Genomic DNA, 15,086 nt, shown 5'->3' with positions numbered 1-15,086 from the left:
ACATAAGAGGTATTGCTATGGGCCGGCCCCGAGGCTGCTCCGGATGTATTGCAGAGCCTTCGGGCAAAGTTATTCGGGAGGCCTTGTGGTGTGCGTGCTTTATTACCGAGTTGGATGGCACGAGTCGCCAGCGAAGAGATGATGGCGCATGGCGGAGTCTTGGTTTTTACTCAATAAATATTACGCCAACAGTTAATGATGATTTTTTTGAGGGTATGAATTATCACAATCGACCCCCAAGCCGCCCTTGATCAACTCCAATAACGAACGACCGTTATCGATACCTTCCCGAACATTCGAAGTGCCTTAACTATTACTTAAATCTTGATCATTTACACTGTTGACCGGATGAATAAATTTAAAGGTCAACATGCGTTTGTTATTAGCGGAAGACGATCCGATGATCGGCCAGTCGATCCGGGAGGGATTGCAGTTGGATGGCTTCGTGGTCGATTGGGTGCAAGACGGGGAACAAGCCAAACAAGCCCTATCTCATGCGGCGAGCGAATACGCTTTATTGTTGCTTGATTTAGGGCTTCCGCGCCTATCCGGCCAGGAGCTACTGGTCGAACTTCGTAAATCCGGCAACGCCATCCCCGTGTTAATCCTAACAGCACGCGATGGGCTAAGTGATCGAGTCGCCGGTCTCAATAGCGGCGCCGACGATTATCTAATCAAACCGTTTGCCTTGGAAGAACTCGTTGCTCGTATTCATGCGCTGGTACGCAGAAGTGCCGGACGCGGCACGTCAGACATTGAATACGGCGCCTTGCGCATTAACCCGCTGACTCACGAGGCCTGGTTACGCGACACTTTAATAGACTTATCCGCCCGCGAGTTTGCATTGCTGCATGCTCTGATGGAACAACCGGGCGCTGTACTGTCCCGTCCGCAATTGGAAGAGCGCCTCTATGGATGGGGCCAGGAAGTGGCGAGTAATGCGGTTGATGTCCACCTGCATAATCTGCGTCGCAAACTCGGTGCTGACATTATTTTTAATGTCCGTGGCGTTGGTTTTAAAGTGGTGAAGCCATGAATACCTCTATTCGCAAACGGCTAACCTATCTGTTAATACCCGTCTTGCTGCTTGCAGGTATCACGTTTGCCGTGCCGACTTGGCTGAATGTTCACGATGAAATTGACGAACTATTCGACAAGGTGTTGCGTGAAGCGGCTTACTCCTTGTCCCATTCAAACGTCTCGCAAGATGTTAAACCCAACACAACCAGCCCTGCGCCATACAGTGATGGCATTGATTTAGTCAGTCAGATCCGTGGCCCGGACGGTCGAATTCTGTTTCGATCCCATTCGTTTTCGCCATTACCCCAAAGCGGAAAACTGGGATACGACACGCTTAACTGGCAGAACCAAGACTGGCGGGTATTTAATTTAAAAACTGATAGTGGATTTGTCCAGATCGCTCAAACAGTGCAGGAACGCCGAGAAACGGCCAATGAAATCACTTTGCATTTGTTGACGCCATGGCTGATTTTACTGCCGGGACTGGCGTTATTGGTTGGCTGGGCGATTGGTCGTGGTTTAGCGCCATTGGCTCATGTGGCTGAAGCTGTGGCGTGTCGCAATCCTCATTCATTAGATCCGATCTCGAATAACGACTTACCGGAAGAAGTTAGCATCTTAGTCAGCGCAATAAACGCGCTGCTGAGTCAATTGGATCAGGCGCTGGCGGCGCAGCGCCAGTTTACCGCTGATGCGGCGCATGAACTGCGCAGTCCGCTCACTGCATTATCTTTGCAAGCACAACTGGCCGAGCGTGCCACTGAACCCGCTCAGCGTGCTCTAGCTATACAAACCTTACGGCAAGGTATAGCCCGTGCCAGTCATCTGGTTCAGCAATTGCTGATTTTGGCTCGCCTCGATCCGGAGGCTGGCGATTATCCGCTCACCCCGCTATTTTTGGATGATTTGGCGCGGAACGTGGTAGCCGATTTTGCCCCGCAAGCCGCCCATCGCCACATCGATCTCGGCCTGTCGCGCGCGGATCATGTCAGGGTTGCCGGTGCCGAAGAGGCGCTGCGCATTCTGCTCGGCAATCTGCTCGATAACGCCATCCGCTATTCACCAGCAGATGCACGGATTGACGTCAGTGTCACCGCCGAAGCCACTGCGGTTCGTCTGGAAGTCAACGACACCGGCCCAGGCATTGCTTGCGATGAGCGCAATCGCGTGTTCGACCGATTCTACCGGGTATTGAATAGCGCTGAATCCGGCAGTGGTCTTGGATTATCTATCGCGCGGCGAATTGCCGAGCAGCATCAGGCTGATATTAAACTGACCGATGGGGATGGCGGCGTTGGCCTCAAGGTGATTGTGACGCTCCCGGAGGCGAGCGCATGACGCCTTTTATTTCCAGCCATTTCCCAATAACGCTTCTCGCTTTGTCGTTGACTGCCTGTACCCCGCAAGGCATGGGTTTGAGTGACGTCGCTAACGATCTGGAACAACGTACAGGTCAGCATTTTGCCGAAACCGGTGCCGACGAAACCACATGGCCGGCGAATGTCTCTTTAGCTGACGGCTTGTCCGATGACGAGTTGGTCAGTTTAGCGCTTTGGAACAATGCGGCCTTTCGCGCGACCTTGGCGGATTTAGGACTGTCTCGCGCCGATCTCGTACAAGCCGGGATGCTGCCCAACCCCACTTTTTCGATGTTAGTGCCATGGGGCGCAAAACCTTTGGAACTGACGATACGCTATCCCTTGGAAATTTTCTGGCTGCGCCCGCAACGGGTCGAGTTGGCCAAATTGGATGTTGAACAAACCGCGCAACGCCTGGTGCAAAACGGATTGGACTTGATTCGTGACGTCAGGTTGGCGCATGCCGAGCTAACATTAGCCAAGGAACGCTTGCAACTGGCTCAGTCTGCGGTAACTCTGATTCACAATATTGCCGAACTCACGCAAGCGCGCTTGCGCGCCGGCGACGCCAGCGAACTGGAAGTCACCAATGCTCAAGTCGATGCTCTGCAAGCCCGGGAACAACAAAGCCGCCTGCAACACGATTGCGAGATAGCGAGTGAGCGTTTACGGCATCTGGCGGGCCTGAGTCTGGAACAGTGGCCAACTGCCATCAGTACGGAAACCTCAGCTAATGGCGAAAAATTTGAGTCGGAAAAACTGGTCGCGGAGGCGTTACTGGCTCGCCCCGATCTACGTGCCGCAGAAATTAATGTAGAAGCCGCTGGCGAACGTATCGGCTTGGCGCGCGCCGAGGTATTTAATTTCACCGCCAGTCTCAACGCCAAGCAAGTCAACGGGCCTTTATTGGCAGGACCAGGCTTAGACGTGACATTGCCTATCGTTAATCAAAATCAAGGTGGCGTCGCCCAAGCCCAGGCACGCTTTGATAAGGCCGCCAGGCAATATGTCGCTACCCGACAACGGATTGCCTTGGATGTCCGCGAAGCCCATGCCCGATTGCAGCAGGCCAGTGAAAGTCTGAAACAGTGGCAACAGACTATCCTGCCGCCGCTGCGAGCCGCCATACAGGATGCTGAAAACGCCTACGCGGCAGGCAATGTCACCTACCTCTTCGTACTCGAAACCCAACGCCGTTGGCTGGACGCGCAATTGAAAACCGCGCAAGCCGCCGCCGACTTACGCCGCGCCCGCGCAGAACTGGAACGCAGCGTCGGCCAACGTTTGAAGCCTGCTTAACTTACACATTACTGGACTCCAAGGTCGGATATTTATGAACCCCGCGCATCCAAACCACAAGCCCTCGACTTGTCGGCTCCTGCTGTCTGCTTTATTACTATTGGCTGGTAACCTACCGGCCGCCGAATCAACATCGCCGCCGCCTGCCAAAATCGAACATCCCGTGAAGGAAAGTGATCTGACCAAAGTTGTCTTGACAGCGGAAGCCGTCAACCGGCTAGGCATAGTTACCACAACGATTGAAAAGCGATCGCTAACGCGCACGCGCTTGTTCGGCGGCGAGATCACGCTGCCGGCGCTAAACAGTTCAGCAAACAGTAACAGTCAATCGGTTTATACCATCCTGCCATCGCTGGCTCCGGCGGAACTGGTGCGTTTGGCGCAATCGCAAATCGACGCCGACGGTCAGGTCGATCAAGCCAAGGTGCAGGTGCAAGCCGCTCAACAAGTCTTGAATCGGACCGAACAAATGCGTCGCGACAAGGTAGGCACCGAACGCTCTGTTGACGATGCCAAGGCGCAGGTCGGCATGGCCGAGGCCGCTTTGAAAACCGCACATGCACGTCGCGACTTGCTCGGTCCCGCGCTGTTGGACGTTAACAACCGCAGCACGTTTTGGGTGCGGGTGCCGGTCTATGTCGATGATTTATCGGGATTGAACACCACCGCCCAAGCCCGTGTTGGCGGGCTGAAAGATTCGCCTGAAAATGTTTCTCGTCCTGCCGTGCCGGTCGCGGCGCCGCCTTCCGCTAATCTGGCTGCCGCCACGGTCGATCTGTTCTATGCTGTGAAAAATTCGGATACCGCATTACGCCCTGGTCAGCGGGTCGGTGTTTCAATCCCATTGCGTAGTGATGACGAAAATCTCGTCGTACCCTGGTCGGCGATTGTGCATGACGTGAGTGGTGGCAGCTGGATATATCAAGTGTTGGAAACCAATAGGTATATGCGCCGACGGGTACAGATACTGCGGGTGGTTGACGATCAAGCCGCCGTAACGGGCGACATCGTGGCGGGTATCAAAATAGTCACCACTGGCGTGGCCGAATTGTTCGGCACCGAATTTGGAGTCGGCAAATGATGCGCTGGTTGATTACTGTTGCCTTACGCCAACGTCTATTAGTGCTGGCCTTGGCTGTGGTGTTGGTGATATTGGGTGTGCAAGCCGCCCGACAAATGCCGCTGGATGTGTTCCCGGAGTTCGCGCCGCCGCTGGTTGAAATCCAGACTGAAGCACCCGGATTGTCCACCGAGGAAGTGGAAAGCCTGATCACCGTGCCCTTGGAAAACGCGGTCAACGGCACGGCCTGGCTCAAAACCCTACGTTCCAAGTCGGTGTTGGGTCTGTCGTCAGTGGTCTGTATCTTTCAGGAGGGCACGGATTTGATGCGAGCCAGGCAGTTGGTGCAGGAGCGCGTCGCCACCATCACACCACGCCTGCCGGCCGTGGCTCGCGCACCTGTGATGTTATCGCCGTTATCGTCCACCAGTCGGGCGCTGAAGATTGGCGTTTCATCGAAAAAACTATCGCAGATGGAATTGTCCGAATTGGCTTTGTGGACCATTCGCCCAAGGTTGATGGCGGTGCCTGGTGTGGCCAACGTAGCCATTTGGGGGCAACGTGATCGGCAGTTACAGGTACTGGTCGATCCTGATCGCCTGGCCGCCAACGGCGTGACGCTGGATGCGGTGGTGCGTGCGGCGGGCGATGCGGCCACCGTATCGGCTGGCGGCTTTGTTGATCTACCCAATCAACGCCTGCCAGTGACACACGTGTCTTCGCTGCAAACACCGGACGATATGGCGCGCACTGTGGTGCAGTTCACAGGCGGTGTGCCGTTGCGCTTGGGCGATGTGGCTGAAATCGTTGAAAGTCATCCGCCGCCGATTGGCGATGCGGTGATCAACGATGGGCCGGGCTTACTGCTGATTGTCGAGAAACAACCCTGGGGCAATACCTTGGATGTAACGCGCAAGGTCGAAGCGACATTGGCGGCTTTGCAACCCGGTCTGCACGAAGTCGAGATCGATCCGACTATCTTTCGTCCGGCAACCTTCATCGAACGTTCGTTAAACAATTTAAGTGATGCACTGATACTGGGTTGCATGCTAGTCGCGGTAATTCTGATCGCTTTTTTGTTCGAGTGGAGAACTGCCGTGATCAGCCTGTCGGCGATTCCGCTGTCGCTGCTGACGGCTGCGGTGGTGCTTTATTTGCGCGGCGGCACGCTCAACACCATGGTACTGGCCGGCCTGGTGATTGCGGTCGGCGAAGTGGTGGATGATGCGATTATCGACGTCGAAAACATCATGCGCAGGTTGCGGTTGAACCGAGAGGCAGTTCATCCGCTGTCAACTTTCCGGGTGGTCTTGAAGGCCTCACTGGAAGTGCGTAGCGCGGTGGTGTTTGCCAGTTTGATCGTAGCGCTGGTATTCGTGCCGGTGTTTTTCCTGGACGGCTTGGCCGGCACCTTTTTTAGGCCACTGGCCCTTTCCTATTTGTTAGCGATTTTGGCCTCGCTGGTGGTGGCGCTGACCGTGACGCCGGCTTTGTGCCTGACGCTATTACCGAATGCCAAGCCGCGCCAAAGCGAAGCGCCGCTGACGCAGATTTTAAAGCGGCATTATCGGCAGCTCTTGCCGGCTATCGTCAGCCGTCCGCGTTGGGCGGTGGGTTTTCTGCTAATGGCGTTTATATCGACGGCCATCGCGTTACCGCGACTCGGCGAATCGTTTCTGCCCAACTTCAAAGAAACCGACTTTTTGATGCACTGGGTCGAAAAGCCTGGCACGTCGCTGGAAGCCATGCGCCGGATTACGATACAAGCCAGTCAGGAACTGCGCGCAATTCCCGGTGTGCGCAATTTCGGTTCGCACATTGGCCGGGCCGAAGTCGCCGACGAAGTGGTGGGGCCGAACTTCACTGAGTTGTGGATTAGTTTGGATACGGCGGTCGATTACGACAGCACTGTGGCGAAAATCCAGGCAGTGGTCGATGGCTATCCGGGACTGTACCGCGATGTGTTGACCTATCTGCGCGAACGGATCAAGGAAGTTCTGACCGGCGCCAGTGCGACAGTAGTGGTAAGGTTATATGGCCCGGATTTGGACGTGCTACGAGATAAGGCGGCCGAAGTCAGTAAAACCATCACTGATGTGCCCGGCATCGCCAATCTCAAAGTGGAACCGCAAATATTGGTACCGCAGATCCAGATACGGCTTAAGCCTGACGTGGCGGCTAACCTCGGCTTGACAGCCGGTCAAGTGCGCCGGGCCGCGGCCACGCTAATCAAAGGCAGTAAGGTCGGCGAAATTTACCGTGACCAAAAAGTCATTGACGTGACAGTTTGGGGGGCTGAGCGGGTCCGTCATGATCTCGCTGCACTCAGGCAACTTACCATCGATACGCCATCCGGGGCACGCGTGCCATTGGGCGATGTGGCGGACATCTACATTGCACCTACGTCGAACGAAATCAAACGAGAAAACGCCTCGCGCCGAATCGACGTTACCTGCAATGTCAGTGGCAACGATTTAGGCGGCGTGGCGAGGGAAATTGAAAACCGCGTGAAAAACCTGACGTTTGCGCAAGGCTATCATCCGGAATTTCTGGGCGAATACGCAGCACGACAAGCGTCCAGCGAACGGCTGGCGTGGTTGAGTCTGGCTTCATTGCTGGGCATCCTGGTGTTACTGCATGTCGATTTTCGCTCGCTGCGCTTGGTGCTTTTAGTGGCGTTAACTTTGCCGTTTGCGTTGATCGGCGGCGTTGTTGGAGCATTTTTAAGTGGCGGGGTACTATCGCTAGGCTCGCTGGTCGGTTTCATCACCGTACTGGGGATTGCTGCCCGAAACGGCATCATGCTTTTAAGCCACTATCGACATCTGGAACAACAAGAAAGCCAGGTATTTGGGGCAGGATTGGCGATGCGTGGTGCGGAAGAACGTCTGGCACCGATTCTAATGACCGCTGCCTGTGCCGGTCTGGCCCTGTTACCGCTGATCCTGAAAGGCAACGTGCCCGGCCACGAAATCGAATACCCGATGGCGGTGGTGATACTCGGTGGCTTGATTACCTCGACGTTGTTGAATCTGTTTTTGATGCCTTCCCTGTATTGCAGGTATGGCAACGCTACAGCATAAAAATTAAAGGAAGTTACAGGATATTCAGTATCAGAACATGGGTGAGGTGCGGACCTTCGCAGAAGAGAGTTTAAGGACTTGTGAGTGACTGTTTTTGGTCCAGACCGTGTAAAAACGCACAAATTGAGATTGTTCGAGCATGGATAAGGGATTTTGGCGCTCTAAAGCTGACGCGGGCTGTAGGAGAGAGCTTCGCTCGAGACAGACAAGAACTTACCATTTCCAAAATGGAACCCTGGAAAGCCTTGTTGACAGATGGGCTATACAAAACAGTGATTTCAAATAGCCACTAACCGGCTATGGCTAATTCACTAGGACGACACAATGCCATCTTGGCTTTTATACCTTCAATCAGCGCTTTAAGACCTATGATATTGATCACTCGCTTCAAATTATAGGCCAGCACATGCAGGCTCATTTCGGTGCGAACGTGCGCCAAGGTTTTCATCAAAAAATGAGTGGCGCCCATCCAGGCTTTGAGCGTGCCGAAAGGATGTTCGACGGTTTGTCGGCGAATGCGCATGCTGTCAGGCGCTTGGTCCAAACGAGTCTGCATGGCGTCAAGAATCTCCTCGTGCTCCCAGCGGCTGACGCGCCGTTGTGGGCTCGGCGTACATTGTTCCTTAAGCGCACAGCTTTGACAGGCCGAACTCCAGTAGCAATGTAATTTCAAGCCTTTCTCAATAGTGGAAAAGCGCCAAATCAAAGCCTCCCCAGCCGGGCAGCGGTATTCGTTTTTCTCGGCATCAAAAATGAAATCAGCTTTGCCAAAACGGCCATCGGCTGTGGCGATTGATGTCACGGTCTTGGGCACAATCGCGGTAATGCCGGCTTCGTGGCAGGCGAGGATTTCTTCGCTTTTGAAATAACCGCGATCGGCAATGACGGTTAAATCGTCAACTCCCATCGCACTGCGAGCTTTTTTCGCCATGTTTGAAAGCTGGCTGCGGTCCACACCCTCATTGATCACCTCGTGCGCCACAATCAGATGATGCTTAGTGTCAACAGCGGTCTGAGCGTTATAACCCACGATGCCCGTACCCCGCGTTTTCATGGAACGGGCATCGGGATCAGTCAGGGAAATCTGTTTGTCGGGTATTTGGTTGAGCTGAACTTCAACGTCTTTCAGGGCTTTCATCTGCGCTTTTAGGGCAGCAATTTTATCTTGCAAACGCTCGGTTTTCGCCTCTGCCACGGTGGGTTCTTGCCGATCGGCGCTATCCAGTTCAGTCAAATATCGATTGATACTGGATTCGATTTCTTCCATCCGCCGTTGTAATTTGGCGCTGGTGAAGTTGCGGTCGCGGTTATTAACGGCTTTGAACTTGCTGCCGTCTATGGCCACCAGGGCTTCTGAAAATAAACCCAGCTGCTGACAGAGCATGACAAATTGGCGGCAGACATTACGGATGGCTTTACCGTTCTCTTTGCGGAAAGTGGCGATGGTTTTGAAATCCGGCATCAAGCGTCCGGTTAACCACATCAACTCGATATTACGCTGCGTTTCTTTCTCCAAACGACGGCTGGATTGGATGCGATTAAGGTAACCGTAGATATAAATCTTCAGTAAAACCGCAGGGTGATAGGCGGGTCTGCCAGTAATAGCGGGTTGAACACCTTCGAAACCGAGTGGCTTAAGATCCAACTCATCCACAAAGACATCAACGACACGAACCGGATTGGTTGCCACCACATAGTCATCCAGACTTTCAGGTAGCAAGGTAATTTGAGTGCGACATTCACCTTTAACAAATCGATTCATCGGCTGACTCCAATCAGTAAACCCTGAGCCAAATTATACCAAAGCTGGCGTTTTGACACATATATGGACTCCTCCCCAATTGCAAGCCAAGCTTACCTTAATTGATGATTTCAACAGAGATCGAGATTGCAAACATATATTCGGCCTCTTGGTAGGGGCATTTACTAAACCTCTGGGCCTTGATGAATCTATCCGCGCGCATTTTCCCAAAACAGCCTGTCGGTTTCTATGAACCACTGTGTCAATCGGGTTTTAAAAGCACCGGTCTGACCTGTTGTCACCATCAATATGGGTTTTCTTGCCTCCGCAATCTGGTTTAACTCTATTTTTTGGTATGAAAGTTATTCTGGTTTTCGATCGGTTAAGCCGTAACTGTTTGGTATGTTTTATCTTGGGTAGCCATCGCCCATAGCACACGGGCATTTTTGTTTGCCAACGCTACGGCGGCTTTGTTAAAACCGCGTCGTTCCACCAAAGACTGAAGCCATCGGCTGAGTGGGTCTGTCTTGCCACTGCAGCATTTGATCACAGACCTAGCTCCGTGGATCAGCAAGGTGCGAAGGTAGCGATTGCCGCGCTTACTGATTCCAAGCAAAACCTGCTTATCGCCGCTACTATGCTGTCGTGGCACCACGCCAAGGCTTGCGGCATAATCCCGGCTTTTCGCATAGCCCTTACCTTCGCCGATATCGGATGCCATGATCGTCGCGGTTATCGGACCGATGCCAGGGACATCAAGGAATCGGCGACTGAGGGTGTTTTGCTGACATAAGCGGTTTATTCGTCTATCTTGCGCATGGATGTCGTTATCCAGCTTACTGAGACATTCATACATTTCTGCAAACAATTCGCGGCTTAACGGGGGCAAACTATTTTCGGCATCTTCCAAAATTAGTGGCAACTGTTTCCTGACTTGATTAACACCTTGCGCTATTACAGTCTGGGTCGAACCAAGCCGTTAATCACCGAGAAGGGTTTTGAGAAGAATGCTCAATGCCATTCCTAGCAAAAATATTCATGTATTCGGTCGAGTTCCTTTGCTACTCAGAATTTTTAATGTGCAAATTTGGCAAATCGGCGGGTAATTGGTGCAGTAAATGATGAAGAAATTCCTGCGGCAGGCCGAGCAGAACTGCAAGTCGGCTGAGCCATTTTTTATGGCGTGAGCAATCACCCAAGCTTCATCAAAATTAGCAGGTCTTATCCGGCCGTAAGGTCGACGTTCTCGAATATGGCCTGGAAACATATTGCAGAAATAGTCCCAGGCAAACACGATGGCGTTTATATCCATATTGGTTTTGATGTCTACGCGACTGGCACTGCGATAAATCGAAGCAAACACAGCCATGTATAGGAATGACTCCCGTGTTTGTGCGATGGCTTCAATACTGGGAATAACGCCAGAAATTGGCCGCTCTTTATGGATGGAATAATAGATATAGCGAAGGTCTTTAGGCCGCAGGATTTGGATGATCTGCCTGACAATAGACGTTCGCAATTTTCGCTTTAACAGTTCGTATGCCAGGTTGTGTTCTTTCAATCCTGATTGATATGCACTCAACTGGCTCATGATTTGCCGCTGGGACAGGGTAGAAACATTAATAACTCGCTAGCACGACTTTCTGCTGAATCATCATCAGCATTGGCGATTTGTAGAAACTCTTCCCATTGGTTTGGGTTAAAGCGGGGTGCAAATTTCAAGTAATCGCTTCGGGCAAGCAGCTTGAACTGCTTGATTGACATCCCCCTGATTAACGGAATGGCTTCGGGCGTCAGTCCCAGAGAAAAAAGGGCTTTGTGTTCATTGCCGGCTGAGATCAATTCTTTGGCCGCAATAAGATAATCCAGATTCAGGTTGTACAGATTATCGTCCACCCCGTTAGCCCTTAGATCAATGTCCTGATTTGGTTGGCCAGAGCAATGACGCGCTGTCCATACTGAATTGCAGCATGTGCATTTTGCCAGCTGTGATACCGACCTATCCCCAATTCCAGATTATTTGGAGATGACTGTATAGCCTCAGCCAATACCTTGGCACCAATTTCAAGATTGGTGACAGGATTGAGTAATTGCTCGGGTTTTGCGACGTTGTGACCATGCCAATAAAGATTGACTTGCATCATACCAACGTCAATATGGCGATTCCCTTCAGCAATAGCGGTATTAAGGATATGTTGTGCTTCTTGCTTTGAAGTCGAAACGATCGACTTACCCGATTTATTGATAGCCCAAGGCCAAGGCGTTATGCTGGCATATCCATTACTATTGGCCGACTCGACTAGAGCAACGGCATATAAAATGTAGGGATCAAGCTCGTGCTTATTTGCAACTTGCCCCCACAGCGAGTTCCGTAATTTGGTTTTTGACACTAGGGTCTGTTGGCCGTTGCTGATCGTTTGCATGGATTCAGCTGCCATTGATTCCATGGGTTGGCTGATGACGCAAAGGCTTCCGATCATGCCAATCCCAAGATGCTTAACAGTGTTTTGAAATGGAAGCGTAAGCTCAAGATTTTTTGAAGTATTAATGAACATCGCAAGTAGCCGTAATGATTTTGATGCGAGTTTACGACGTTGCCAAAAATTCTATATGCTCGAAAAACCTCTTTTTTTGCGGTTTTTAGCCGGTTCTCTGAATTTGGCTTTGCTTGATCTTGCGCTCGGAAGGAAGGTGGTGAGGGAGCGGGCAACAAGGTGGAATAGGTGTAAATGTGTCACTAAGATGTTTTTGTGGCGCGATTTTTGGTTTAATGACATATTAAATGGCGCATTAAAATTAATCGCGACACCAAAAATAAAATCATGCCAAAAATAGTCCCATCAGAAGAGTTGGATCGAATCGAGAAGTTGATTGCTCAATATTGCGAAGGTATTGGTGCGAAAGCTATTGCGGAACAGCTAGATTTTGAAATCAAGGGGCGTACCCTACAACGTCGTTTGGCCACATTGGTAGCCGAGCGGCGAATAGTTTGTGAAGGTGATGGGCGAGCACTGAAGTATAAAATTGCAAGATCTGGCAGGAATATCGCCTCAGTTGATTGTGTGGATGATTCAAGCCGGCAAGACGTAGAGGAAGTATATATTCCCATTTCGCCAGAAGGCGAAGAGATCAAATCCTTTATTCGTCAGCCACGAACTCAACGTTCTCCCGTCAGCTATCGGCCTGATTTCCTGGGGCAGTACTATCCAAACAACACCTATTACTTACCAGCCAGTTTACGCGAACAATTACATGCCTTGGGCCGGTCGCCGGCCGAACAAACCCCGGCAGGCACCTTTGCTCGAGACATTCTGAATCGCTTGCTCATCGATCTTTCGTGGGCTTCTTCCCGCTTGGAAGGCAATACCTACAGTCGGCTGGATACCGAACGCTTGATTGAATTCGGTCAGGCTGCTGAAGGGAAGGATGTTATGGAAACCCAGATGATCCTCAATCACAAGTCGGCCATCGAATATTTGGTACGCGATACGGAGCATGCCGACGTTACGGCCGAAACCGTTGTTGCCTTACATGCTTTTTTATCGGATGGTTTGTTGGCGGACCCGATGAGTTGTGGTCGCCTGCGTAATCGGGCGGTCGATATCGGCGGCAGCGTTTATTTGCCGATTGCCATGCCGCAACGGATTGAGGAGTTGTTCGGAATCGTCATGACGATGGCGGCGGAAATCAAAGATCCGTTTGAACAATCGTTTTTCCTGATGGTGCATTTGCCTTACTTGCAGCCCTTCGAAGATGTCAACAAACGGGTTTCGCGGTTGGCGGCCAATATCCCACTAATTCAACACAATCTTTGTCCACTGTCCTTTATCGACGTGCCGCAACAGGCTTATGTGGATGCGGTCCTCGGCGTCTATGAACTGAATCGAATTGAATTGTTGAGAGACGTTTATATCTGGGTTTACGAACGCTCATGCCAGCAATACGTTGCCGTCCAGCAGCAACTCGTGCCGCCGGACATCGTTCGATTACGATATCGAAACGAACTGGCCGAAGTAATACGAGCTATTGTCCGGGATGGACTGGCGACAGATGAAGCATCGATTTTGGCTGGCATTCCGGATTCTGTGTCTCAGGAAGACAAGCAGAAATTCATTATTTTGATACAAAACGAACTCAAAACCTTGCATGCGGGAAATGCAATTCGTTTCGGTCTGCGTCCTCTGGAGTTTTCGGTATGGCAGGAAAAAGGAATAAAATTCAGTGATTGAACTGAATCAAAAAAATAATTAAGGTCCAAATTTTATTTATCTAATAAAAATCAACAGAAGGTGTTTTTATCTGCATTCAACTCGATTAAGTAGTTTTCCCATTTTAATAAGGCGCTTCGTTTTTCCTGTAAGTAATCATATCTATCATAATGTTTTGAGCTTACATCATTTAGAGCATGATTTTGTATCTTATCTCTGATGCTTTTTTCTATTCCAATTTCTCCCATACGAGTTTTTACTGTTCTCCTTAAATCTCTCGGTGTGAAAGTATCGATGCTGCTTATTCGAGTAATCGCGTGCGCCAAAGATGTTTTATGTATCGGTTTTTCTTCGTTATACCTGCTTGGAAAGAGATAGTCAGAGTTTCCAGAATATGGCCATAATTCATTAAGTAATTTTTTAGCTAACGGAGTAATAGGCAATATCAACCATCGTTCGTTTTTCACGCGTTCTGGCGGGGCGCTCCAAATCATGGCTTCAAAATCAAACTCATGTTTCATTGCGCCGCAGAGTTCCCAAGAACGGCAGCCATATAGGAGTAGTAGTTTTGTAGCTAGATGAAATTGCTCATGAAGGCATGTTTCGTTCCAAAGGACTTTGATTTCGGCAAATGATAATGCCCTTTCTCCAGCAACTTCTGCACTGGTATCTTTTGGAATTGCATCGACTGGGTTAGTTTGTATTTGAAAGGTAAATTCATTTGATAGGTTTTTGGGGTCATTATCATGATAAACTCCTAATTCAAATGCTCTTCTTAAGTAAGACCGAATCCGATTAGCCTGAACATTAGAGCCTCGCGAAATAATAGTGTAAAGTATTTTCCTTATATGGGCTGGCGTTACGTCCTTGGCTTGTAAGTCCAAAATGTCTTTACAGTTGTAATTAAGATCTGCCTCGACTTTTTCAAAAGTTCGCTTTCCTGAATCAACCATGTGCTTGATGTAATAATCAAACAAATCGGCTACGCTGCCAAGTCTCAGCTCAATGCGGGATTGTGGGTCAATTCCGCGATCGATCTCCCGTCTCAGTTCACGACACTTATCCCTTGCCTCAGATAGGCTAATCGATGGATACCGTCCTAGGCTTGCGAATTTTTGTTTACCATCTGGACCTGCATATTGAATAAAAAAGGTTACGCTTCCAGCTGGCGTCACTTTGACGCCAAAGCCTTTATCTGGCCCCTTTTCATAGAGTCTATATGCCGACGGTTTTGCCTTGAGCCCTTTGATTGATTTGTCAGTAAACATAATTTCGTGGTCACTTTGTGGTCACTTGAATTCCGCAACATAAGGTCAC

Annotated in this window: 12 protein-coding genes; 6 read left to right on the top strand and 6 right to left on the bottom strand. The window is 50.7% G+C overall.

Annotated features, from left to right (window positions below):
* The first annotated feature begins 370 nt into the window (after nt 1-370).
* The 5 genes from ACWAU0_RS00890 to ACWAU0_RS00870 are packed head-to-tail and all read left to right on the top strand — an operon-like array spanning nt 371 to nt 7,820.
* On the top strand, nt 371-1,036 hold the full coding sequence (locus ACWAU0_RS00890; protein WP_278211079.1) for a response regulator transcription factor: 666 nt from the start codon (nt 371-373) through the stop codon (nt 1,034-1,036).
* Nucleotides 1,033-2,358 (top strand): ATP-binding protein, encoded by a 1,326-nt coding sequence (locus ACWAU0_RS00885; protein ID WP_458138063.1) that lies wholly within the window; start codon nt 1,033-1,035, stop codon nt 2,356-2,358. Before ACWAU0_RS00890 ends, ACWAU0_RS00885 begins: the two co-directional genes overlap by 4 nt.
* Nucleotides 2,355-3,677: a TolC family protein gene (locus ACWAU0_RS00880; protein WP_278211083.1), complete on the top strand. Its 1,323-nt coding sequence runs from the start codon at nt 2,355-2,357 to the stop codon at nt 3,675-3,677. Before ACWAU0_RS00885 ends, ACWAU0_RS00880 begins: the two co-directional genes overlap by 4 nt.
* A 34-nt stretch (nt 3,678-3,711) precedes the next feature.
* On the top strand, nt 3,712-4,758 hold the full coding sequence (locus ACWAU0_RS00875) for an efflux RND transporter periplasmic adaptor subunit (RefSeq protein WP_278211084.1): 1,047 nt from the start codon (nt 3,712-3,714) through the stop codon (nt 4,756-4,758).
* Nucleotides 4,755-7,820: an efflux RND transporter permease subunit gene (locus ACWAU0_RS00870; RefSeq protein ID WP_458138062.1), complete on the top strand. Its 3,066-nt coding sequence runs from the start codon at nt 4,755-4,757 to the stop codon at nt 7,818-7,820. Before ACWAU0_RS00875 ends, ACWAU0_RS00870 begins: the two co-directional genes overlap by 4 nt.
* A 289-nt stretch (nt 7,821-8,109) precedes the next feature.
* Here the strand turns inward: ACWAU0_RS00870 and ACWAU0_RS00865 are convergent, their stop codons facing one another.
* From ACWAU0_RS00865 to ACWAU0_RS00845, 5 genes are all read right to left on the bottom strand, one after another.
* Complete coding sequence (locus ACWAU0_RS00865; RefSeq protein WP_278211086.1) at nt 8,110-9,582, bottom strand: IS1182 family transposase; 1,473 nt, start codon at nt 9,580-9,582, stop codon at nt 8,110-8,112.
* Between the two features lie 361 nt (nt 9,583-9,943).
* Complete coding sequence (locus ACWAU0_RS00860; protein WP_458139185.1) at nt 9,944-10,516, bottom strand: IS110 family RNA-guided transposase; 573 nt, start codon at nt 10,514-10,516, stop codon at nt 9,944-9,946.
* An 81-nt stretch (nt 10,517-10,597) separates the two neighbouring features.
* On the bottom strand, nt 10,598-11,152 hold the full coding sequence (locus tag ACWAU0_RS00855; protein ID WP_278211089.1) for a FlhC family transcriptional regulator: 555 nt from the start codon (nt 11,150-11,152) through the stop codon (nt 10,598-10,600).
* Nucleotides 11,149-11,457 carry a flagellar transcriptional regulator FlhD gene (locus tag ACWAU0_RS00850; protein ID WP_278211090.1) on the bottom strand — a complete coding sequence of 103 codons (309 nt, stop codon included), beginning with the start codon at nt 11,455-11,457 and terminating at the stop codon, nt 11,149-11,151. Before ACWAU0_RS00850 ends, ACWAU0_RS00855 begins: the two co-directional genes overlap by 4 nt.
* An 11-nt stretch (nt 11,458-11,468) precedes the next feature.
* The gene (locus ACWAU0_RS00845; protein ID WP_278211091.1) at nt 11,469-12,116 is read right to left on the bottom strand and encodes a transglycosylase SLT domain-containing protein; all 648 of its coding nucleotides are present in this window, start codon (nt 12,114-12,116) and stop codon (nt 11,469-11,471) included.
* A 267-nt stretch (nt 12,117-12,383) separates the two neighbouring features.
* Between ACWAU0_RS00845 and ACWAU0_RS00840 the strand changes: the two genes are divergently transcribed.
* Nucleotides 12,384-13,790 (top strand): Fic family protein, encoded by a 1,407-nt coding sequence (locus tag ACWAU0_RS00840; RefSeq protein ID WP_278211092.1) that lies wholly within the window; start codon nt 12,384-12,386, stop codon nt 13,788-13,790.
* A gap of 50 nt (nt 13,791-13,840) precedes the next feature.
* Here the strand turns inward: ACWAU0_RS00840 and ACWAU0_RS00835 are convergent, their stop codons facing one another.
* Nucleotides 13,841-15,037: a tyrosine-type recombinase/integrase gene (locus ACWAU0_RS00835; RefSeq protein ID WP_278211093.1), complete on the bottom strand. Its 1,197-nt coding sequence runs from the start codon at nt 15,035-15,037 to the stop codon at nt 13,841-13,843.
* Nucleotides 15,038-15,086 lie beyond the last annotated feature (49 nt).

The sequence above is a fragment of the Methylomonas sp. Uni0009 genome, assembly GCF_054188105.3.
This window is presented reverse-complemented; position numbering and strand designations above follow the sequence as displayed.

Excerpts from the sequence above, each read along its gene's own strand:
- ACWAU0_RS00890 (WP_278211079.1), top strand. The coding sequence starts at position 371 with ATGCGTTTGTTATTAGCGGAAGACGATCCGATGATCGGCCAGTCGATC.
- ACWAU0_RS00885 (WP_458138063.1), top strand. The coding sequence starts at position 1,033 with ATGAATACCTCTATTCGCAAACGGCTAACCTATCTGTTAATACCCGTC.
- ACWAU0_RS00880 (WP_278211083.1), top strand. The coding sequence starts at position 2,355 with ATGACGCCTTTTATTTCCAGCCATTTCCCAATAACGCTTCTCGCTTTG.
- ACWAU0_RS00875 (WP_278211084.1), top strand. The coding sequence starts at position 3,712 with ATGAACCCCGCGCATCCAAACCACAAGCCCTCGACTTGTCGGCTCCTG.
- ACWAU0_RS00870 (WP_458138062.1), top strand. The coding sequence starts at position 4,755 with ATGATGCGCTGGTTGATTACTGTTGCCTTACGCCAACGTCTATTAGTG.
- ACWAU0_RS00865 (WP_278211086.1), bottom strand. The coding sequence starts at position 9,582 with ATGAATCGATTTGTTAAAGGTGAATGTCGCACTCAAATTACCTTGCTA.
- ACWAU0_RS00855 (WP_278211089.1), bottom strand. The coding sequence starts at position 11,152 with ATGAGCCAGTTGAGTGCATATCAATCAGGATTGAAAGAACACAACCTG.
- ACWAU0_RS00845 (WP_278211091.1), bottom strand. The coding sequence starts at position 12,116 with ATGTTCATTAATACTTCAAAAAATCTTGAGCTTACGCTTCCATTTCAA.
- ACWAU0_RS00840 (WP_278211092.1), top strand. The coding sequence starts at position 12,384 with ATGCCAAAAATAGTCCCATCAGAAGAGTTGGATCGAATCGAGAAGTTG.
- ACWAU0_RS00835 (WP_278211093.1), bottom strand. The coding sequence starts at position 15,037 with ATGTTTACTGACAAATCAATCAAAGGGCTCAAGGCAAAACCGTCGGCA.